At 73.1% G+C, this 20782-nt stretch carries 19 protein-coding genes; 7 read left to right on the top strand and 12 right to left on the bottom strand.

Features of this window, described 5'->3' with window-relative positions:
- Window positions 1-25 precede the first annotated feature (25 nt).
- Window positions 26-496 carry a PPOX class F420-dependent oxidoreductase gene (locus H291_RS0109175; protein ID WP_026365561.1) on the top strand — a complete coding sequence of 157 codons (471 nt, stop codon included), beginning with the start codon at window positions 26-28 and terminating at the stop codon, window positions 494-496.
- Window positions 497-517: 21 nt separating this feature from the next.
- Here H291_RS0109175 and H291_RS0109170 read toward each other — a convergent pair whose 3' ends face one another.
- The 3 genes from H291_RS0109170 to H291_RS29295 are packed head-to-tail and all read right to left on the bottom strand — an operon-like array spanning window position 518 to window position 4994.
- Window positions 518-2305 carry an insulinase family protein gene (locus H291_RS0109170; protein ID WP_020014689.1) on the bottom strand — a complete coding sequence of 596 codons (1788 nt, stop codon included), beginning with the start codon at window positions 2303-2305 and terminating at the stop codon, window positions 518-520.
- Complete coding sequence (locus tag H291_RS29300; RefSeq protein ID WP_020014688.1) at window positions 2302-4011, bottom strand: insulinase family protein; 1710 nt, start codon at window positions 4009-4011, stop codon at window positions 2302-2304. Before H291_RS29300 ends, H291_RS0109170 begins: the two co-directional genes overlap by 4 nt.
- Window positions 4008-4994, bottom strand: a complete 987-nt coding sequence (locus H291_RS29295; protein ID WP_020014687.1) for a hypothetical protein — start codon at window positions 4992-4994, stop codon at window positions 4008-4010. The genes H291_RS29300 and H291_RS29295 overlap by 4 nt, the downstream gene beginning before the upstream one ends.
- A gap of 189 nt (window positions 4995-5183) precedes the next feature.
- Between H291_RS29295 and H291_RS0109155 the strand changes: the two genes are divergently transcribed.
- On the top strand, window positions 5184-6398 hold the full coding sequence (locus tag H291_RS0109155; RefSeq protein ID WP_020014686.1) for a pyridoxal phosphate-dependent aminotransferase: 1215 nt from the start codon (window positions 5184-5186) through the stop codon (window positions 6396-6398).
- Window positions 6399-6466: 68 nt separating this feature from the next.
- Here the strand turns inward: H291_RS0109155 and H291_RS0109150 are convergent, their stop codons facing one another.
- The 3 genes from H291_RS0109150 to H291_RS0109140 form a co-directional block, all read right to left on the bottom strand.
- Window positions 6467-7066 carry a GNAT family N-acetyltransferase gene (locus tag H291_RS0109150; RefSeq protein ID WP_020014685.1) on the bottom strand — a complete coding sequence of 200 codons (600 nt, stop codon included), beginning with the start codon at window positions 7064-7066 and terminating at the stop codon, window positions 6467-6469.
- Between the two features lie 119 nt (window positions 7067-7185).
- The gene (locus tag H291_RS0109145) at window positions 7186-8169 is read right to left on the bottom strand and encodes a phosphotransferase family protein (protein ID WP_020014684.1); all 984 of its coding nucleotides are present in this window, start codon (window positions 8167-8169) and stop codon (window positions 7186-7188) included.
- A gap of 71 nt (window positions 8170-8240) precedes the next feature.
- Window positions 8241-8708 carry a MarR family winged helix-turn-helix transcriptional regulator gene (locus H291_RS0109140; RefSeq protein WP_026365560.1) on the bottom strand — a complete coding sequence of 156 codons (468 nt, stop codon included), beginning with the start codon at window positions 8706-8708 and terminating at the stop codon, window positions 8241-8243.
- Between the two features lie 31 nt (window positions 8709-8739).
- Here H291_RS0109140 and H291_RS0109135 point away from each other — a divergent pair, with 31 nt between their 5' ends.
- Window positions 8740-9831, top strand: a complete 1092-nt coding sequence (locus H291_RS0109135; RefSeq protein WP_084467867.1) for a bifunctional NAD(P)H-dependent oxidoreductase/GNAT family N-acetyltransferase — start codon at window positions 8740-8742, stop codon at window positions 9829-9831.
- 27 nt (window positions 9832-9858) lie between these two features.
- Here H291_RS0109135 and H291_RS29290 read toward each other — a convergent pair whose 3' ends face one another.
- The 5 genes from H291_RS29290 to H291_RS0109110 form a co-directional block, all read right to left on the bottom strand.
- Window positions 9859-11997 carry an intein-containing Rv2578c family radical SAM protein gene (locus H291_RS29290; RefSeq protein WP_020014681.1) on the bottom strand — a complete coding sequence of 713 codons (2139 nt, stop codon included), beginning with the start codon at window positions 11995-11997 and terminating at the stop codon, window positions 9859-9861.
- Between the two features lie 67 nt (window positions 11998-12064).
- Window positions 12065-12874, bottom strand: coding sequence for a hypothetical protein (locus tag H291_RS0109125; protein ID WP_020014680.1), 810 nt, complete (start codon window positions 12872-12874; stop codon window positions 12065-12067).
- Between the two features lie 149 nt (window positions 12875-13023).
- Entirely contained in the window at window positions 13024-14394 is a 1371-nt protein-coding gene (hisS, locus tag H291_RS0109120; RefSeq protein ID WP_020014679.1) for a histidine--tRNA ligase, read from the bottom strand.
- 30 nt (window positions 14395-14424) lie between these two features.
- On the bottom strand, window positions 14425-15090 hold the full coding sequence (locus tag H291_RS0109115; RefSeq protein WP_020014678.1) for a DinB family protein: 666 nt from the start codon (window positions 15088-15090) through the stop codon (window positions 14425-14427).
- Complete coding sequence (locus tag H291_RS0109110; protein WP_026365558.1) at window positions 15087-15749, bottom strand: MBL fold metallo-hydrolase; 663 nt, start codon at window positions 15747-15749, stop codon at window positions 15087-15089. The genes H291_RS0109115 and H291_RS0109110 overlap by 4 nt, the downstream gene beginning before the upstream one ends.
- A 204-nt stretch (window positions 15750-15953) precedes the next feature.
- Here H291_RS0109110 and H291_RS0109105 point away from each other — a divergent pair, with 204 nt between their 5' ends.
- The 4 genes from H291_RS0109105 (at window position 15954) to H291_RS0109090 (ending at window position 20436) form a co-directional block, all read left to right on the top strand.
- Window positions 15954-16736 carry a peptidylprolyl isomerase gene (locus H291_RS0109105; RefSeq protein WP_020014676.1) on the top strand — a complete coding sequence of 261 codons (783 nt, stop codon included), beginning with the start codon at window positions 15954-15956 and terminating at the stop codon, window positions 16734-16736.
- On the top strand, window positions 16733-18634 hold the full coding sequence (locus tag H291_RS0109100; protein ID WP_020014675.1) for a DUF349 domain-containing protein: 1902 nt from the start codon (window positions 16733-16735) through the stop codon (window positions 18632-18634). Before H291_RS0109105 ends, H291_RS0109100 begins: the two co-directional genes overlap by 4 nt.
- Before the next feature lie 74 nt (window positions 18635-18708).
- Entirely contained in the window at window positions 18709-19323 is a 615-nt protein-coding gene (locus H291_RS0109095) for a hypothetical protein (protein WP_020014674.1), read from the top strand.
- 9 nt (window positions 19324-19332) lie between these two features.
- A complete protein-coding gene (locus tag H291_RS0109090) occupies window positions 19333-20436 on the top strand; it encodes a DNA polymerase domain-containing protein (protein ID WP_033325838.1) in 1104 nt (367 codons plus the stop codon).
- Between the two features lie 28 nt (window positions 20437-20464).
- On the opposite strand, the gene H291_RS0109085 is transcribed toward H291_RS0109090, so the two are convergent.
- Window positions 20465-20734, bottom strand: a complete 270-nt coding sequence (locus tag H291_RS0109085) for a DUF7218 family protein (protein ID WP_020014672.1) — start codon at window positions 20732-20734, stop codon at window positions 20465-20467.
- Window positions 20735-20782: the final 48 nt, after the last annotated feature.

Below are 20782 nucleotides of genomic sequence, written 5' to 3'. Positions count from 1 at the left end.
CTCCGCTGCGCGTAGCCTGACGCCCATGGCCAGGACTATCGCGACCAACACGACCGTGTCCCGGGACGAGCTGCTGGAGTTCCTGCGCTCGCGCCGCAACGGGATCCTCGTGACCAGCAGGGCCGACGGCGCCCCGCAGCTGAGCCCGGTGACGTACGGGGTGGACCAGGAGGGACGCGTCGTCGTCTCGACGTACCCCGAGCGAGCCAAGGTGCGGAACCTGAAGAAGCGGCCGGCGGCGTCGTTCATGGCGCTCGGCGATGACTTCGGCGGCGCGTGGGTGCAGGTCGACGGCACGGCCGAGGTGCTGGACGTCCCCGAGTCGGTGGAGCCGCTGGTCGACTACTTCCGGGCGGCCGCGGGCAAGGAGCACCCCGACTGGGACGAGTACCGCGCGGCGATGGTCCAGCAGGGAAAGTCGCTGGTGCGGATCACGATCGAGCGCTGGGGCCCGGTGGCGACGGGCGGGTTCCCGGCGCGTCTCGCCGAGGGGTGACCTGCCCGTCGCCACCGGTCGTCAGCCGGCGTCCTCGGCCTTGCCCTTGTCCTCGCCGCCCATCTTGATGACGGCCTTGTAGGTGAGCCGGGTGATGCCGGCGCAGGCCAGGCCGGCGGGCACGATGACGGCGAGCGTCAGCCAGTCGCGCTCGCCGTCCAGCAGGCTGCCGATCCAGACCATGAGCAGCACGCCGGAGAAGAGCGTGCCACCGACGGCGGCGAGCAGCACGAGGGCCAGGGCGAGGACGCCGATCAGCTTGCCCAGCTCGAGCGCGGCCTTGCCGGTGCCGACCACCGCAGCCCCGGCGGTACGCAGGATCCCGTCCTCCTCGACCTCGCGGTCGGCGCGGGCCCGGCCCGCCTGCTTGATCCGCTCCTTGTCGGGGCGCTGCGGTGGCGTCGCGCGGGGAACGGGCACGACCAGTTCCTCGGGCACGTGCCGGTCCACGAGTTCGGCGACGGTCGGCGCGTCCAGGTCGTCGTGCTGAGTGGGCTCGAAGGGGATCCGCGCCCCGTCGAGCCCGACCAGGAGGCGTCCGCCGTCGGGGTGGGCCAGCAGCGCGGCCGTCTCGGCGAACCGGACGGTCGTCCGGGTCCGCCCGTCCCGGAGCGTGGCGCCCTGGTCCCCGACGACGATCGTCGCGTCCACGTCGATGCGCTCGAAGGCACGGCCGGTGACTACCTCGCCCGTGCCCCGCCGCGCGACGTCGGTCCCGGCCCAGCCGGACCCGACCGGCGCGACCAGCAGCCCGGTCTCCCAGGAAGCACCCGCCAGGGAGACGACGTCTGCGGCAGTGACGTCGGCGATCGCCGCTCTCCGCTCGGTCGGCGACGGTACGGGCTGCCCCAGCAGCACCAGCGCGGCCTCGTCGGGCAGCCACATCGCTTCCTGGTGCGGCTCGTCGAACGCCAGCAGCAGATGGGCGCGCGCCGCTGCGACGTCGTCCTCGGCGACGGCGTACCGCAGCCGACCCAGGGTGTCGAGGAACTCGCCGGTGGCCTCGGCGGCCGTCTCCGGTCGCAGTCCTGCCGCGACCCGCAGCGTGGCCTGCCGCCCGTCGAGCACCCCGATCGTGGCAGAGACGTCGTAGGTCCAGCCCTGGTCCTGGCGCATGCGCTGGAACAGCGCCCGGCGGGCGACCTCGGCGAGCACCTGGAGGGTCGGCACGTCGGGAGCCACGACCTCCCACACCACGTTCGGGCCGCCGACCGGAGCCTCGGCGGGGAGCGGACGCACCGGCTCCGGGACTGCCGGCAGCGGGTGCGGTGCGGCGCCGAGCGCTCCGGCCGGCAACGCGAGGTCGAGGTCCGGCTCCTCGTCACCCGCGTACCAGGCGACCGCGTTGGAGCTCGCGAACCGCTCGGCGGACCACGACCGGAGATCGGCGTCGGTCGCACCGTGGAGCCCCACGTGCTGCCCAGGGCCCAGGCCGTACGACTGGAACCCGTACCGCCAGGCCAGGACCCCGAGGGCATCCGTCTGCCGCTCGTCGAGCGCACGCGTCTCGGTCTCGCGGTGCTGCACCGGCAGGCTCGCCAGGGCACGCGTCAGGTCCCGGAGCGTGGTGCGCACGCGCTCGGCGGAGCCGTTCACCCGGACGTGGGTCACGACGGGGCCGACCGAGGCACTGATGTCCAGACCCGGTCGCTCCACCGCGCGCAGGGCGAGAGCCACCACCAGAGCAGTGATGCCGCTGGTGGCGAGCGTCTCGTCGGCAAGGCCCACGCGGAACACGAGACCTCCGGCGACGCGGCCGGGACGCCGCGCGAAGAGGATCCGGGGAAGCTCAAGGGTGTCGCCGGTCATCGGTCCCCCTTCCCGTGCCGCTTGCGCAAGACCTGGACCGTGGCTGCCACCAGGGCGAGCAGCGGAAGGAAGCCGAGGCGCAGCTCGGTTCCGAAGAACTCGCGCGCGACGGCCTCCGCCCCGGCGAACAGGACGATCACGCCGAACCAGAGCGCGATCAGGCGCTCGACGGTCCCCCACACCGAACGCGCGACCTTGCCCGCCTTCTTCGGCGGCACGGCGACCGGGATGTCCTGCGGGTCCCGTGCGGGATGGTGCACCACGACGTCCTCGGGCACGTACCGGTCCACGGACGCGACGACGTCAGCCACCGAGAGGGAGCGGTAGAGGGTCGGCTCGATCACGACCCGGAACCCGTCGCCACCGGTGAGCACCCGCGCACCGTCGGGCACCGCCTCCATCAGCACGCAGTCGGCGAAGAGGACCGTGACTACGCCGTCGCGCGACACGTTCCCGACGCCCTCGGAACCGATCACCAGCGACAGGTCCGGGGCGTCGATGCGCTGGTACGACCGCCCCTTCGCGAGCGCGGGCGACCGCTCCGGTGCGGGCGTCATACCCGCCCAGTCCAGGGGTGCGGGTCCGTACCAGAGCGCGCTCGCCCAGATCTCACGCATCATCCCGAGGACGTCGTCCGCCGACACCTCCTCCACGGCGGCACGCGCACGGGCCACCCCGTCGAGGTCCCGGCCGGTCACCATGCGGTAGGCGAGCGACGGCATTAGATCGGCGGCAGGCGCCGCGGCAGCCTCCGTCGTCTCCTCGAGCAGCGCCTCGCGGGCGGCGGCCAGGTCGTCCTCGGTGACGTGGAACCGGAGGCCGCCCAGCGCGTCGGCCAGGCCACCGGCCGCCGCGTCCTGGCGCCCTTCGCCCGCCTGCACGACGATGCCGACCCGCGCGAGCTCGTCGTCCAGGTGCTCGTAGGACACGCTCAAGGACTGTGCGACGTCGGCGTCACGGCGCAGGTCGCGGTGCAGCACCTCCCGGATCACCCCGGTCGCCAGGAGCGCCGGATACCCTCGCGGCACCATCGCGTCGAGGGCCACACCGTCCCCCAGCCCGCACAGGTAGGCGGGAGTGCCCTGGAGCACGTCGGTCCGGGCGGGCGGACCCATCCGCTCACCCGACGGCAGGCTCAGGTCCAGGCCCGCAGGAAGCGCGTCCGTCGTGACCCAGGCGACCGCGTTCTCCCGCGTGAACATCCGTGCCGCCCACTGCCGCACCTCGCCCGGCGTGATCCGGTCGAGGCCCCGCTCTCCGTACCCCGCCAGCCCGTAGCCGCGCGCGCCGTGTCGGTTGACCCGCAGTGCGCCGACGAAGCCCGGCTTCCTGCCCTCCGCCTCGGACCGCAGGATGTCCTTCTCGGTCTCGAACTGGTCGAGCGGCAGATCCTGGAGCGACGCGCACACATCGTTCAGGTAGGACACGACATCGGCGGCAGATCCCGCCACGTGGAACACGGTGACGTCCGTGTGGGTGTGCCCGTTCAGGTGCGCCTCACTGAGCACCTGGCCACGCAGGGCGAGGTGCTCGACCAGGTGCGTGATGCCGGACGTCGCGAGGGTCTCGTGCGCGGTGCCGACCCGGAAGGCGATTCCGGCGCCCAGGTTCCCCTCCCGCGGAGCGAGAAGCACGGGTACCCCGCCGGACTCGGCGAGCGCGACACCCGGGAAGTCCGCCAGGTCGGGGAGCGCTGCGATGCTCATGCCGGCACGCCCGGACGGGCGGAGGCCTTCGCCGCGGCCTTGGCGGCAAGGTCCCGCTGCACCTGGTAAGGCACCTCGGCGCGCAGGTCGTAGTAGCTCCACATGCCCTCGACGGGCGAGCTCCCGAGGGCCTCGAAATGCGGCCAGGCGTCGACGGGCGCCTTGGCGATCGTGAAGAACAACGCGAAGTTCGTGTGCGCCGTCGCCGTCGCCGCGGTGCGGACGTGGTCGGGATGCAGCACCGTGGCGGCGGCTGCCTCGCGGACCCGGTCCACCATCGCGGACGGGACCTTCTTCTCGCCGTCGAGCCACCGTTCGATCGCGTGGTCGGCCACGAGCGCCGACCCGAGCGAACCTGGTGCGGCCGCGGCAGCGCACTCCTCGACGAACCGGGAAGCCTCCTCCCACGAGCCGCTCCACTTGGGCAGGATCTGCTGGTGGTACACCTGCTGCGCGGCGAACACCTGCGGGTCGAGGGCCGCGAGCCGGTCGTACCGACGTCGCGCCTCGCCGTGCCCGAGCTGCAGGCCGCGAGCCGTCGTGATCCGCGGCTCCCAGGCCGGCACGTAGTCAGGATGCTCGGAGCAGACGTCGAAGAGGACGCGCTCGGCCCGCCGGAGCCAGTCGTGGAACTGCTCGAACTGGCCCGCCGACACGTGCTCCGCCCGGGCGTGCGACCGGATCGCCCAGCCCACCGTCACATAGCGGATCGCCCGCAGGGTACGCGCGAGCGGCGTGCCGTCGTCTGCCGCCTCGATCGCCGCCGTGAGCTGCTGCGCCTCGTCCGTGACCCCCGCCGAGGTGTCCGCGAGCGCCCACAACGCGGCCGCGATGTCGTCGGGCACAATCATGCCGCGGATCACCGCGAGCGCAGCCGTCGGGTCACCCGCGTCACGGGCCGCCCGCAGGGCGGCGCCGTCGGGCACGTGTGCCAGCGGGTCGAAGAAGTTCGCGGTCGGCGCCGCGTCACGTGTGGTGGCCATCAGTTACCTGTCCGGGGGGTCGAGATCCTTGGGGGCGTCGCTGCCCGACCGGAGATTACTGGCGCCGCGCGGGCCTCCCGGGCGAAACTGCGCGACGGCCCGGGTGAACTTCCCGAAAGCGGTCGGAACGGTCATCTCACCCGGTGCGGAAGTGCACGGGCACACCACCGGACCTGCGACCATGAGCGGGTGCGAGAGATCAGGCAGAGCCGCAAGCTGAAGTCCGTCCGGTACGACGTCCGTGGGCCGATCCTGGAGGAGGCGTACCGGCTGGAGGCGGAGGGTCACCAGATCCTCAAGCTGAACATCGGCAACCCGGCGCCGTTCGGGTTCGAGGCGCCGGACGCGATCCTCGCGGACATGATCCACCACCTGCCCGAGGCCCAGGGCTACAGCGACAGCCGGGGCATCTACTCGGCGCGCACCGCGGTGGCGCAGTACTACCAGTCGCACGGCATCGACACGCACGTGGACGACGTCTTCATCGGCAACGGCGTCTCCGAGATGATCAGCATGGTGCTGCAGGCGCTGGTCGACGACGGCGACGAGGTGCTGGTGCCCGCGCCGGACTACCCGCTGTGGACCGGGGCCGTGAGCCTGCAGGGCGGCACGCCGGTGCACTACCGGTGCGACGAGTCCAACGGGTGGAACCCGGACCTGGAGGACATCGAGTCGCGCATCACGCCCGCCACGAAGGCGCTCGTGATCATCAACCCGAACAACCCGACCGGAGCGGTGTACAGCGAGTCGACGGTCAAGGGCCTGGCGGAGCTGGCGCGCAGGCACGACCTGGTGCTCCTGAGCGACGAGATCTACGAGAAGATCCTGTTCGACGGCGCCACGCACCACCACACCGCCACGTTCGCCGCCGACGACGTCCTGTGCATCACGTTCAGCGGCCTGTCCAAGGCGTACCGGATCTGCGGGTACCGGTCGGGCTGGGCCATGATCTCCGGCCCCAAGCACCGCGCGACCGACTTCATCGAGGGCCTGACCCTCGTCTCCAACATGCGCATGTGCGCCAACGTGCCGGCGCAGCACGCCATCCAGACGGCACTCGGCGGCTACCAGTCGATCGACCACCTGGTCCAGCCCGGCGGCCGGTTCTACGAGCAGTCGATGCTGGCGGACAAGCTGCTCAACGAGATCCCGGGCGTCACCTCGGTGCGGCCGCGCGGCGCCCTGTACTGCTTCCCGCGGCTCGACCCCGAGATGTACCCGATCAAGGACGACGAGGCGTTCGTGATCGGCCTGCTGCGCGCCAAGAAGATCCTGGTGACGCACGGGACGGGCTTCAACTGGCCCGAGCCGGACCACTTCCGCCTGGTCACGCTGCCCGACGTCGAGGTGCTCACCGAGGCGATCGGCCGCATCGCGGAGTACCTGGAGGAGGTCCGGGCCTGAGGCCCGCGGCCGGCCTCCCCTTTGAGGCCTAAGTTTCTTCGCTTTGCGGCTCCGCAAAGCCAAGAAACTTAGGCCTCGAGAGGGAGAGCGCCGGCGGCGTCGGCCAGCAGGGCGTGGACGTGCATGTCGTGGTGGCCGTCCGCGTGCCGGGCAGCGCCGCGGCGGGTGCCCTCCAGGGCGAACCCGGCCTTCTCCGCGACGCGGCAGGAGGCCTGGTTGAGCGTCGAGTGCTCCAGCTCCAGCCGCCGGAAGCCGACGTCGAACGCCCACCGGCTCGCCGCCGTGACGGCCCGCGGCGCCACGCCGCGGCCCCGGGCGGCCGGGACGGTCCAGTAGGCGATCTCGGCGACGCCGTCGAACAGCTCGAGGTCCTTGAGCGCGAGGCGCCCGAGCAGCGACCCGTCCGCGCCGGCGACCGCCCACTCCAGGCGGCGCTCCTGCGCCCACGCGTGCTGCCAGTTCACGATCATCCCGAGCGCCTCGTCGGGCGAGTCGATCCGGCGCACGTGCCAGCGCTGGATGTCGGGGTCGGCGTAGGCGTCCCGGAGGGCCAGGGCGTCGGTCCCGTTCCAGGGCCGCAGCGTCTCGCCGTCGCCGAGGGGCAGCGTGGGCTGTGCCCGCCGCGCCAGCGTGCCGGGCGTGATCGTGTACGGGGCGAGTTCGGCCATGCCGACACCCTAGGTCCCGGGGCTGGGCGGCCGGACGCCGACTTGAAGCGCGTCCGGGTCTTCACCCCCGGGGCGTGCCCGGGTCTCCCGCCCCGGCGCCGGCCCGTTCGGACCGCCGGTCAGGGCGCCGCGTTGACGTCGCCGGTGCGGGCGATCGCGCGCAGGTGCGCGCGGGCCTGGCGCACCACCGGGTTGGCCTCCGCGCGGGCCGCGAGGTCGATCAGGGCGACCAGGTCGGCGGCGCGCGCAAGGTCGGTTGCCCGACGCCGGTCGGGCTCGCCGGAGCCCCGGTCCGCGCCGCCGCCGGAATTCGCACCCGAGCCCGCGAACCAGCCGTCCAGGACGCCATCGACGTACGCCGGCTCACGGTCGAAGCGCAGCAGGTTGCCCAGGTCGGTGGCCGGATGCCCGGCGTGCGCGAACTCCCAGTCGAGCACGCCGGTGACCTGGAGCGTCGCCGGGTCGACCAGCACGTTCTTGGGGTTCAGGTCGCTGTGCACCAGGCAGGGCGCGGCACCGTCCAGGTCGACGGCGGCCCGCTCGGCGACCGCGCGCAGGTCCGCGACCTCGCCATCGGACCAACCGGCCTGGCCCAGCCGGGGTGCGTGGGTGTCGACCCAGTCGGGCAGGCGGAGGTCGAACGGCTCGATCCGCAGGGTGGCGTCGGCGAACAGCCCGGTCCGCGACATAGGCATGGCGGCGAGCGTTCCCGCGATCCGGCCGAGCGCCGTACCCAGGGCGCTGAGCGCCGCAGTCCGCCGTCCGCCCTCCCGGTGTTCGGAGACGAGGCGTGCCAGCACCAGGTCGCCTCGCTCACCCGGCAGCAGCTCGGTGACCAGCAGCCCGGGCAGTACTCCGTCGCCGTCGTGCGCCTGGTGGACGGCCGGGACCGGCAGGGCGGTGCGAACGCGTTCGAGCAACGCCGCCTGGATCCCTGCAGCGCCGGGAGCATGTCGCGCATCGTCGAAGAACCGGGCCACGAGGCGGTCACCACCACCCGACCCCGGGACCTGGAGGAACGTCTCCCCCGACCACCCGCCTGCCAGCGGCTCCAGGAGATGGCCGGGCAGGCGCGGGTCGACGCGCGGGGTCGCGGGCTGCATCAGAGGAGGGTCTCGTTCCCGACGCCGACGTGTCCACCGAGACGATCGGGCAGGGTGCCTACGGCTCGCGGTCAGCCGTCGACGTCCGCCAGCCGCTGCGCGATGCGCTCGATCGACCGGAGGTCCTCGGGCAGGAGCCTGTCGACGAAGTGCCGCCGCACCGACTCCAGGTGTCTGGGCGCCGCGTCCCGGAGGACGTCGAGGCCGCTGTCAGTGAGGACGAGCAGACATCCTCGGCCGTCCGCCGGGTCGGGTGCGCGCCGCAGCAAGCCGCGCTCCTCCATTCGTGAGGCGTGCCTCGAGAGTCGGCTGCGCGACCAGCGCATCTTGTCAGCCTGCTCGCGGAGCGTGCTGGTGTGTCCGGGTCTCTCGGACAGCGTGCTGAGCACCTCGTAGTCGGGCTCCGAGAGGCCGATCGCAGCCAGGTCCCGTGCCGTGGCGGCCTGCACTGCGATCACGGTGCGGCGGTAGGCCCGCCATGCCCGCTCCTCGTCCGGGTCCAACCATCGCACGGCCTCTGCCTCAGGTTTCGTTGACACGTCATCAACCTACCGCCTAGATTTCGTTTCCATGTCAACGAAAAACGTGCGAGTCCTCGTCCTGGTGTGCAGCACACGTCCGGGAGCGCTCGGACCGGCAGTGGGCCGGTGGTTGGTCGAGACGGTCGGGCCCCGCACCGCACAGCTCGGCGCGGAACTAGTCCCCCTGTCACTGAGCGAGCTCAGCCTGCCGTTCCTGGACGAGGAAGACCATCCGTCCGCCGGGGTCTACACACAGGAGCACACCAAGCGCTGGAGCGCGCTCGTGGACGCCGCGGACGGCTTCGTCGTGGTGACGCCGGAGTACAACCACGGAATGCCGGCGACCTTGAAGAACGCCCTCGACTACCTCGGTCGCGAGTGGGCGTGGAAGCCGATCGGCTTCGTCAGCTACGGAAACACTTCCTCCGGCACCCGCTCGGTACAGCACGCCAAGCAGGTCGTGACAGCACTTCGACTGGTTCCCCTCGGCTCCACGGTCGCCCTGCGCATCGGCGAGGCGGTCGACGGCGGACGAGTCCTCCCGCCCGCCGCAGCGGCCGAGTCCGCCGTGAGGGTCCTCGACGAGCTGGTCCGGGCCGCGAACGCGCTGCGGCCGATGCGCGAGATCGGACACCCGGACCACCGGGCCGGCCCGCTGCCCGGCTCCTATCTGCGGCGACTGGCACCGCAGGACTCCGCCGAGGTGCTGGCGCTTCAGCGATGCTGCTGGGTCGACGAGGCGCTGGCCAACGACACCCTGGCCGTCCCGGCACTGCACGAGTCGCTCGAGCAGGTGCGCGAGTGGCTGGGCACCTGGACGACGTCCGGGCTGTGGCAGGACGGCCGGCTGCTCGGGATGGTGCGGACCCTGCGCGCCGACGACGACCTTCACGTGGGCCGGCTCGGCGTCGTGCCTGACCTGCGGGGGCGGGGAATCGGCCGATGGCTGCTACGAGCCGCGGAGGCCACGGCCGAACCAGGCTGTGTCCGCACGGTGCTGCACACCGGCGCCCGCAGCCGACGAAATCTGAGCTTTTACCACGGCGAGGGGTATCGCTCGACATCAGCAGGGGGCGCCGACGGAGTCGTCCGGCTCACCAAGGACGTCACCCGGCAGGAACTCTCGAACGCACGGAACTGACGCTGACGGGGAGCGGGCGGGGCCGTCTCAGAACAAGGTCTCGCTGCCGACGTCGGCGGTCAGGGAGGCCGCGCCGGCGCCGTCGGCCCGGACGCCGGTGAACGCGCCGCGCGGGTAGTCGCCCTCCGCGTGCTGGTCGTCGCCGACGCGGTGCATCGCGGCGCCGCCCAGGCCGCGCTCGTAGATCAGGGGGCGCACCCGCTCCCAGAGCCAGTCGCGGTAGCCCTTGTGCGCGTACGCACCGCGCGCGTAGACGCGGCCGTAGCCCTCGACGAGGTGCGGGTGCGAACGTTCGAGCCAGCCGAGGTACCACTCGCGCGCACCGGGCCGCAGGTGCAGCGGCAGCACGGTGACGCCGGTCGCGCCGGCGTCGACCAGGTTGTCGAGCAGCCGTTCGAGGTGGGCGAGGGAGTCGGTCAGCCAGGGCAGCACCGGCGCGACCATGACGCCGCACGGCAGGCCCGCCGCCCGGATCGCGCGGATCAGGTCGAGCCGGGCCTTCGGCGTCGGGGTGCCGGGCTCGACCGCCTGCTGCAGCTCCTTGCCATGCGGCGTGTCGGCGAACGCGAGCGAGACGCCCAGGCCGACGTCGACCCGCTGCGCGGCCTCGGTGATCAGCGGCAGGTCGCGTCGCAGGAGCGTGCCCTTGGTCAGGATCGAGAAGGGCGTGCCGGAGTCCGCGAGCGCCGAGATGATGCCGGGCATGAGCTTGTAGCGGCCCTCGGCCCGCTGGTAGGGGTCGGTGTTGGTGCCGAGCGCGACCGGCTCGTGCGACCAGGACTGCTTGGCGAGCTCGGCGCGCAGCACCTGGTCGGCGTTGACCTTGACGACCACCTGGGAGTCGAAGTCGTGGCCGGCGTCGAGGTCGAGGTATTCGTGGGTCGGCCTTGCGAAGCAGTTGTGGCTGATCACTCCGTTGGCGATGAAGTCGGCGGTACCAGTGGTGATGTCGACCATCTCGGTCTCGGTTCCGAGGTTCTCGACGGAGACGATCCGCAGGGGTACCGAGGTCTTGACGGCCGCGCCGATGATCTTGAGCTTCCGGGTGATCGCGGGGTTGGTGAGGGCGAAGAACCGGCGGCGGCTGGACAGGCCGCCGATGACGCGGATGTTGGCGACGCCGATCTTGTTGGCCGGCTCCCGGACGTACGGGATGCGCAGCACGTCCATGGCCCCCGTGGTCATGCTGAGCATGCGCTCGTCGGAGTTGGCGATGCGCAGGATCTGCCCGTCGCAGCTGCCCTCCGCGTCGAAGATGCCGGCGAGGAAACCCGCGTGCCACTCGCGCGTCGGCATGCCGGGCCACTCGATCATCCCGCGGATCGCGGCCACGGTGGCTCGCTTGGAGGTGAAGATCCCGTCGATCGCCTGCCGCCTCTCGGTGGCGGCCGAGAAGAGACGGCGGTTGGTCGGGACACCGGCTTCGGCCAGGTAGTCCTGGGAGCGGGTCAGTGCCTCGCCGTCGACCAGGGCGAGCCGGAACATGGTGATCCGGCCGCTCGGGTAGGTCTTGTCGAAGAGCATCCCGTCGCCGCGGATCATCCCGGTGAGGTACCCCTGGCGGTAGTCCACGGACTCGGGCGGCGACGCGTAGGCGTCGGCGACCATCCCCAGGCCGAAGCCCTGGAGCCGGTTGTTGGTCGTCAGGTAGGGACGCTGCCCCTCGCCCTTGGGCAGCGGGGCCACGTACTTCCACCCGCGCTCGGTGAGGAACCGGTGGTCCGCGCTGGCGACGATCTCGGTGCCGTCCTCAAGGGTCACCCGGTAGGCAGTCTTGGTCGTGCCACGGCGAGCCAGGACTTCGGTCTCCACGAACCGTCGGTAGGCGCCGTCGCGTTCGGTGCCGACGATGCGGTCACCCACCACGAGGTCCCGGATCGGCTTCTGGCGGCCGTCGGCCATCAGCACGAGGGTCGACGGGTCCACGCAGTAGGTGCACGCATGGCTGCATCCGCGGTACGGGTTCACCGTCCAGCGGAACGGCATCTGGGAGGCCGCCGGAACCTTCGACAGGGCACTCTTGGCCAGTACCTCGTGGAAGGTCACGCCCGCGAACTCGGGCGACCGGACGGTGCGCAGCAGCCCGGCGCCGCGCAGCGCGGGTAGTTCGAGCCCGGGCAGCGCGCCGTCGTCGTCGTTCGATATCGCCTGCCCTTGCCAACGCATGAGTCGATTCGAACACTCGTTCGATGAGGCGTCAAGTTGTCCACACGGGCAGAACCCCGGCGCGAGGTCAGGGCAGCGACGCGGCACACCCCGCCGAGACCGCATCGCGCGACGCGGCAGCACCCGACACCACGACCGACACGCTCCACCGCCCACGCTCGGCCGCGCTCAGCGCGCGCGGCGGCTCGACGACGAGCGTCCCGGCGCCTGGGACCGCGTCGCGCACGGTCGGGTAGGTCGCACCGTCGCCGTCGGTGAACGTCACGGCGACGGTCGCGCCGACAGGGGCCTCGACCGTGAGGTGGTCCCCCGGGTCCGGCAGCCGCAGGCCGAGGACGTCGCGGTACCGGTCGACCCAGGTCACGGACGCCCCGGCCGGGCAGACGAGCGCGACACGGTCGGCCTCGACCGGCGAGAACGCGAGGACCGCAGTGGACCCCGCGAGCGCCGAGGCGAGCACGACGGCGGGTACCTGGATCCGGCGCCGGGCGGGACGGCGAGGGTGGAGCCGGTTGTCGTCCGGGCCGCCGCGGGGCACCAGACCGGCGCGGTGCGGTTCAGCGCCGCGGGGCGCCGGAACGGCGCGGAACCCGCCGGCGGGCTCGGTGCCGCGGCCCCAGCCGGCAGCACCGACCCCGTCGGTGGCGCCGAGCCCGCCAGCAGCGCTGAGTTCGTCAGCGCCGCCGGGCCGGTCGGCAGCGATGATCCTCTCGGCGACACGACGCGAGCGCCGGACCCGACGCGTCCAGGCCGCCTTCACGACGCCCTGGTTGCGACGGCGTCTCACCGGTTCCCGGGGCGCGCCGGTCACCCCGACGAGCGACTGTTCCCAGCGCTCGCCGACGACCTCGTCACCGAAGCGTCCCGAACCCGTCATCGACTGTCCCCTCGGCCCGCCGGCAGGCCGAGGGTCGGCCAGGCGGCGTCGTTACGTACGGAGTCTCATCGACTCGACGCGAGGCTAGCCGACCGCGAGCACGCGGCTTCGGGCATACCGGACAACAGGGTCCAGTTCACCCGTGAGGTTCACCCGCGCGGCACGACCCGGGGCCAGCGGTCCTCGTCCGACGGCGCCCACGAGGCGGCGTCGGCGTCGACCTGATCGCCGGAGCGGATGTCCTTGACCTGGTCGGCACCCACCACGCCGTCCTCGCCGGCGGAGCCCGGGAACCACACGAACGGGATGCCGCGCCGGTCGGCGTACTTGATCTGCTTGCCGAACTTTGCGGCGCTGGGCGCCACCTCGACAGGGATGTCCCGCGCGCGCAGCGCGGCGGCCACGGCGTCGGACGTCGCGCGCTCCTCCTCGGACGCCACCGCGACCAGCACGGCGGACGGCACCGAGCGCGTCGCCTCCACCAGGTCGGCGGACAGCAGCCGGGAGACCAGCCGCGAGACGCCGATCGACAGGCCCACACCGGGGTAGGTGTTCTTGCCGTCGGAGGCGAGGGTGTCGTAACGGCCGCCGGAGCAGACCGAGCCGAGCTGCTCGTGGCCCACCAGCACCGTCTCGTACACCGAGCCCGTGTAGTAGTCGAGGCCGCGCGCGATCTTCAGGTCCGCGACGACCACGCCCGGGGCGCGCTGCGCCGCCGCGGCGATCAGCGCGCCGAGCTCGGCCAGGCCGGTCTCCAGCAGCTCCGTGACCGCACCGTACGACTCGGCCAGCGCGCGCACCTCGTCGATCACGGCGATGTCGGACCCCGAGATCGACGCGAGCGCCAGGCAGGCCTTCGCCTGGTCGTCGGTGGCACCGCACTCGGTGACGAGCAGCTCGGAGACCTTCTCCGGGCCGATCTTGTCGAGCTTGTCGATCTGCCGCAGCACGCCCTCGACGTCCTCGAGGCCGACGCCGCGGTAGAAGCCCTCGGCGACCCGGCGGTTGTTCACCAGGATGCGCACGGGCGGCAGGCCGATCTCGCCCAGGGCGCCGAGCGCCTCGGCCATGACCAGCGGCGCCTCGACCTCGAAGTGGTACGGCAGCTCGCCCGCGCCCACGATGTCGATGTCGGCCTGCACGAACTCGCGGAACCGGCCGTCCTGCGGGCGCTCGCCGCGCCACACCTTCTGGATCTGGTAGCGACGGAACGGGAACGCGATGCGCCCGGCGTTCTCGAGCACGTAGCGCGCGAACGGGACGGTCAGGTCGAAGTGCAGGCCGAGCTGCTTGTCGGGGATCTGGCTGTTCTCCTCCTGAAGGCGGGAGAGCAGATAGACCTCCTTGGACGTCTCGCCCTTGCGCAGCAGCTGGTCCAGCGGCTCGACGGCCCGCGTCTCGATACCGGCGAACCCGTGCAGCTCGAAGGTGTGACGCAGGGTGTCGAGGACGTGCTGCTCGACGATGCGACCGTCAGGGAGCCATTCGGGGAAACCGGAGAGAGGAGTGGGCTTTGCCATGCCTCAGATCTTCCCACGAGCAGCGACCGGTCAGCCCGGGTTTTCCACAGCCTGGTCGACCAGGCGGGCGAGCACGTCGAGCTCGCCGCGCTCGTGCCACGCCAGGCGGCGCAGCACCTTCACGCTGGTCCAGCTCCCGTGCTCGGGCCAGGTCGTGGCCAGGTCCGGCGCCAGCGCCTCGACCGCGCGTCGCACGTGTGCCCCGGACTCCTCGAGCTCGGTCACCACGTCGTCCGCCCGCTCCCGCACGGGCAGGCCCAGCAGCGGCAGGTAGTAGCGCGACTCGGTGTCCGCGATGTGGAACGCGAGCTGTTTCACCGTGTGCCAGGAGGCGTAGGCGGGCAGCTGCCTGCCGGGGTCGCGGTAGTCCAGCACGCCGCGCGGCGCGGCCCGCACCAGGGCGAGGGTCCGCGCCCGGGCCCAGTCGAGGACCGCGAGCGTCGCCGCGCGCTCCCCCTCGGACGCCGGGACGGCGTCCCGCTCGAACACCGTCTCGTCCCCGCTCGTGGCGCGGCCCACGCGTTCGACGACGTCGAGCGCGCCGACGTCGAGCCCGCACCGGTCGGCGAGGTCGGTCAGCGCCGCGTCGTCGTCGGGCCCCTGTCCGCAGGCGCCCCAGTGCTCCAGGTCGAACGTCCAGGCGGCGGACCAGCCGTCCTCGGCCATGCCCGCGCCCGCGTCGACGTAGGCCCTCACCCGTGGCCCGTCGCGAGGAAGGGGTTGGTCCCCAGCTCGTGCGCCACGGTGGTGGCCGGGCCGTGCCCCGGGACGACGGCGAGCCCCGGTTCCAGCGCGCGCACGACGTCGCGCAGGGTCTTGCCCATCACCTGGCCGGAGCCGCCGTGCAGGTCGGTGCGGCCGACGGAGCCCGCGAACAGGACGTCGCCGGAGAGCACCACCTCGTCGTCGAGCCGGTAGAGCGTGGAGCCCTCCGTGTGGCCGGGCGCGTGCAGGGCGTGGAGCGTGACGGCGCCGAACGTGAGCGTCGCCGACCCGCCCGGGGTCGAGAACGGCTCGACCACGTCCGGAGCGTGATAGTCGTCGCGGTGCAGGCCGAGCGCGGACTCCAGCGCCGGGCTGAGGGTCGCGAACGGCTCGGCCAGCCGGTAGGCGTCGGCCTCGTGCAGCCGCATCGGGACCCCGTACCGGGCGCACAGCGCCCCGGCGTCCCACGTGTGGTCCGCGTGGCCGTGGGTGGCCAGGACGGCGCGCGGGGTCAGGCCGGCGTCGTCGACCAGCCGCCCGACGGCGTCCGCGACGCCCGCTCCGGCGTCCACCACCACGCAGTCGGTACCGGAGGACACCACGCAGCAGTTGGTCCCGAAGACCGGCGCGACCACGACTCGAAGCTCCACGAAACCCACGCTAACCGGTCGGTCCGACCCATGTGGACGCTTGTTCACCCCTCGCGGGCGCGGCTCAGACAGTATGACCTGGCATCCGATGCCTACACTGTCCCCGCACGGGGTGATTCGCCCCGGATCCATCAGGTGAACCGGTCCCAGCGGGACCGCGCCCGGGTCGGGGCGAGCACAAGAGAGCACGGAGAAGGGAACGCGGTGGCTTCCACCAAGCAGCGGCAGCGCGCGCAGCAGGCCAGGCAGGCCGAGAAGCGCGCGCAGCGGCAGGCGGCCAAGCGCGCGCACAAGCAGCGCCTGTGGAGCCTGGTCGCGCTGTTCACCGTGCTCGCGCTGGTGGGCGCCTTCGTGGTCGCCGCGCTGATCAACAACAACGCCGCGCCCGACGACGCCGCGGCCGAGGCCGGCGCCTGCCCGGCAGCCGTCGAGGAGGCGCGGGACACCTACGAGCTCGCCGACCCCTCGGTGGCCGAGGACCGTACCTGGACAGTCACGCTGCAGGCCTGCTCCGGCGACACGACCGCCGACATCGTGCTCGAGCTCGACGGCGCGGCCGCACCGCAGGCGGTCGCCAGCTTCGTCACCCTCGCCCAGGACGGGTACTTCGACGGCACCGGCTGCCACCGCCTGACCACGGAGGGCATCTTCGTGCTCCAGTGCGGCGACCCGACCTTCACGGGCTCCGGCAGCCCCGGCTACTCCTTCGGCCCCGTCGAGAACGCCCCGGACGACGACGTCTACCCCGCGGGCACCCTCGCGATGGCGCGGCGCGGCGACGACGCCAACTCCATGGGCTCCCAGTTCTTCCTCGTCTACGAGGAATCGACCATCCCCTCCGACTCCGCCGGCGGGTACACGGTCTTCGGCACGATCACATCCGGCCTGGACTTTGTCCAAGCAGTCGCTGACGCGGGCGTGGCAGAAGGTGCACCAGACGGTCCACCTGCCAACCCGGTCACCATCGAAGGAGTTGAGACCCAGTGAGCGAACCCACTTCTCGCTCGACCGAGCCCGTCCAGCAGGACGCGCCCGTCGAGCCCGTGGCCGAGACTCCGACCGCGGCCAAGCCACCGGCTGAGGCGCCCGAGGCGGCCGTCGAGGCCGACGCACCGGAGGCTGCCGTGGAGGCGACCGAAGAGGCGCCCGCGACGGAACAGGTCACCGAGGAAGCTCCCGTGGCCGAGCCCGAGGCGCCCGCCGAGGAGGCTCCGGTCGCGGAGGCTCCCGCGGACGAGGCGCCCGCCGCCGAGGCCCCGGCCGAGGAGGCCCCGGCCGAGGAGGCCCCGGCCGCCGAGGCCGAGACCGCTGCGGCCGAGACTCCCGCTGAGGACGCTCCCGCCGCCGAGCCCGAGGCTCCGGCGGAGCCCGAGGCGACGGCCGAGGAGCCTGCGACTGCCGAGGCGACGACGGAGGAGACCCTGGCCGAGGAGGCACCCTCCGCCGAGCCCCCGGCCGCGACCCCCGCGCCGAAGCCTGCCACCCCGAAGCCGTCCGCGATCCCGTCGCCGGCCGCGCTCGCACGGCCGCGTGCCCCGAAGCCGGGCGCGCCGTCGGCCCCCGCGGCCCAGGCCGCACCCGCGGCGCCGGCCGCACCCGTGGTGCCCGCCGCCGCGGACGCCGTCGCGCACGCCGAGGCGGAGAAGTTCGGCCGCGTCGACGACGAGGGCAACGTCTACGTGCACGACGCCGCGGGCGAGCGTGTCGTGGGCCAGTTCCCCGGCGTCACGACCGAGGAGGCGCTCTCGCTGTACGTGCGCCGCTACCTCGACCTGAGCGCCAAGGTCGGGCTGTTCGAGGCCCGCCTGGAGAGCGCCGACCTGTCGGTGCGCGAGATCGACCAGACGCTGCAGAAGCTGGGCGAGGAGACGGCCGAGCCGGCCGCCGTCGGCGACCTGGACGGCCTGCGGGCCCGGGTCGAGACCCTGCGTGGCCGCTCCGCGGAGCGCCGTGCCGTCCTGGAGCAGGCGCGGTCGGCCGCCAAGGCCGAGGCCGTCGCGTCCCGCACCTCGATCGTGGAGGCCGCCGAGAAGATCGCGGGGACCGACCCGAGCAAGATGCAGTGGCGCCCGGCGGGCGAGGAGCTGCGCGCCCTGCTGGACCGCTGGAAGGACGCCCAGCGCTCCGGGCCGCGCATCGACCGCCCCACGGAGGAGTCCCTCTGGAAGCGGTTCAGCCACGCCCGCACCGCGTTCGACCGTGAGCGCCGGCACTTCTTCGCCGACCTGGAGCAGCGCAACAGCGCGGCCAAGGTCGAGAAGGAGAAGCTGGTGTCCGAGGCGGAGGCGCTGTCGGACAGCACCGACTGGGGCTACACCGCGGGTGCGTACCGCGACCTGATGACGCGCTGGAAGGCGGCCGGTCGGGCGTCCCGCAAGGACGACGACGCGCTGTGGGCCCGGTTCCGGGCCGCGCAGGACCGGTTCTTCCAGGCGCGGGACGCCGAGAACGCCGTGATCGACGCGGAGTACGGCGAGAACCTGAAGGTCAAGGAGGTCCTGCTGGAGGAGGCGGAGGCGCTGCTCCCGGTCAAGGACCTGAACAAGGCCAAGGCGGGCCTGCGCAGCGTGCAGGAGCGCTGGGAGGAGGCCGGCAAGGTTCCGCGCGGCGACATCCAGCGCATCGAGGCCCGCCTGCGTGCGGTGGAGACCGCGGTCCGCGACGCCGACCAGGCGCAGTGGAAGCGCACGAACCCGGAGACGCGGGCGCGTGCCGAGGGTGCGGCGGCGCAGCTCGAGTCCGCGATCGCGGGTCTCGAGGCGGACCTCGCGGAGGCGCAGGCGAAGGGTGACAAGCGCAAGGTCTCGGAGCTGGAGGCCGCCGTGGCGGCGCGCCGCTCGTGGCTGGAGCAGGTCGTCAAGGCCGCGGAGGACTCCCGGGGCTGACCCTGGCTGAGGTTGTCCACAACGGGCCCGGTCGCGCGCTGCGCGACCGGGCCCGTTGCGCGTAGGTTCTGCAGGTGCCGTTCCCGTCCCTCGCCGCGCTCCTCGACCCCGGGCCGACGGCGCCGGCCCTCGTCGTCACCCCGGGGCACGTCGGGGGCCCGGTGGCCTGGTGGGACCTGCGGCGTGCGGGGGCGCTGGTCGAGCTGCACGACGGCGCGGCGGTCGCGGTCGGCGCGGTGGTGGGTCCGGAGCACCGTGCCCTGGCGCTGGCGCGCGAGGTGCCCGCCCGGTGCGTGCTGGCCGCGGCGACGGCCGCGTGGGTGCACACGGGCCTGTACGTCGGGCGCGACGCAGCGGCCTGGCCGGCGGGAGTGCCGGTGGAGCTGGCCTACTCCCCCGACACCCACCGGCCGGTCCCGCGCCCGGGGCAGCTCACGCGGCGGGCGCCGGGCCTCGCGCGGGACACCGTGCACCTGGCGGGGGTGCCGGTCACGGGGCCGACACGCACCGCCGTCGACGTCGCGTGCACCGCGCCGCCGGAGGCGGCCGTGCCCGTGCTGGTCGCCCTCGCGCGCGGCGGGGTGGACCTGCGTGCGGCGACCCGGGCGCTGGACCGGCGGGCCCGCGTGGTGGGCCGGCCCGCGGCCCACCGGGCGCTTTCTGCGGCGCGAGAGCTGCTGGCGGGCTAGGTTCGGTCCATGGCCGGATCCAAGACACCCGCTGTGGAGCTCGACGTCGCGGGCCGTACCGTGCGCGTGACGAGCCCGGACCGCGTCGTCTTCCCCCGTGACATCACCAAGCTCCAGGTCGTGGAGTACTTCGTGGCGGTGGCCGACGGGATCACCGGTGCCCTGCTGCACCGCCCCACCACGCTGGAGCGCTGGCCCAAGGGCTGGCACGAGGGCGCGCACCTCGCCACGCGCATGCCCAAGCCGGACGACCCGAAGGGGGACGGCTTCTACCAGAAGCGCATCCCGCGGGGCGCGCCGGGCTACGTGGAGACCGCGACCATCGCGTTCCCGTCGGGCCGGACGGCGGACGAGGTGTGCCCCACCGAGCCGGCCGTGGTGGCCTGGGCGGCGAACATGGGCACGCTCACCTTCCACCCCTGGCCGGTGCGGCGGGACGACGTCGAGGCGGTGGACCAGCTCCGCATCGACCTGGACCCGCAGCCGGGCACGGACTTCTCCGACGCCGCCGCGGTGGCCCCGCACCTGCGGGAGCTGCTGGGCGAGCTGGACCTGACGGGGTATCCCAAGACGTCCGGCGGCCGGGGGCTGCACGTGTTCGTGCCGCTGGAGCCGCGGTGGACCTTCACCGAGGCGCGGCGGGCCACGATCGCGATCGGCCGCGAGCTGGAGCGGCGTCTGCCGGGCCAGGTGACCACGCGGTGGTGGAAGGAGGAGCGCGGCGAGGCGATCTTCGTGGACTACAACCAGATGGCGCGGGACCGCACCATCGCGTCGGCGTGGTCGATCCGGGCGAACGGCCGGGCCACGGTGTCGATGCCGCTGGACTGGGACGAGGTGCCCGACGTGCACCCCGACGACTTCGACGTGCTGTCCGCCCCGGCGCGGTTCGCCGAGCGGGGCGACCTGTTCGCCGCGCTGCGCGCCGACCGCGACCCGGCCCTGGACTGCTCGCTGGACGCGGCCCTGGACCTGGCGGCCCGGGACGAGGCGAACGGGCTGGAGGACCTGCCCTACCCGCCCGAGTACCCGAAGATGCCGGGCGAGCCCAAGCGGGTCCAGCCGAGCCGCGACAAGGACCGGGACCGGAGCAAGGACGCCGTCGGCGAGTGAGCCGGCGGCGCCCCGCCCGGCGCGGCGGTCAGTGGGACCGCAGCGCCTTGATCAGGTCGTCCTTGCGCATCGAGGAGCGGCCCTCGATGCCGATCTCGGCGGCGCGCTTGCGCAGCTTCTCCACGGTCCAGTCGTCGTAGTCGCCGGACTTCCCGCCCTTGCGGCCCACGCTCTTGCGGGACGTGTTCGCGGCGGCGTTGGCGATCCGCGCGGACTTCTCCTTCGAGCTGCCCTCGTCCCGGAGCTTCTCGTACAGCTCCTTGTCCTTGACGCTCGGTCCGGGGTCACGCTTCGGCATGGTTGCTCCTCCCGACGGGCTGGACGTGCACCTCCACGATCACGCGAT

This window comes from Promicromonospora sukumoe 327MFSha3.1, from assembly GCF_000385135.1.
Lineage (GTDB): Bacteria > Actinomycetota > Actinomycetes > Actinomycetales > Cellulomonadaceae > Promicromonospora > Promicromonospora sukumoe_B.
Note: the sequence above shows the minus strand (reverse complement) of the source record. Positions and strands in the feature narration are given on the sequence as shown.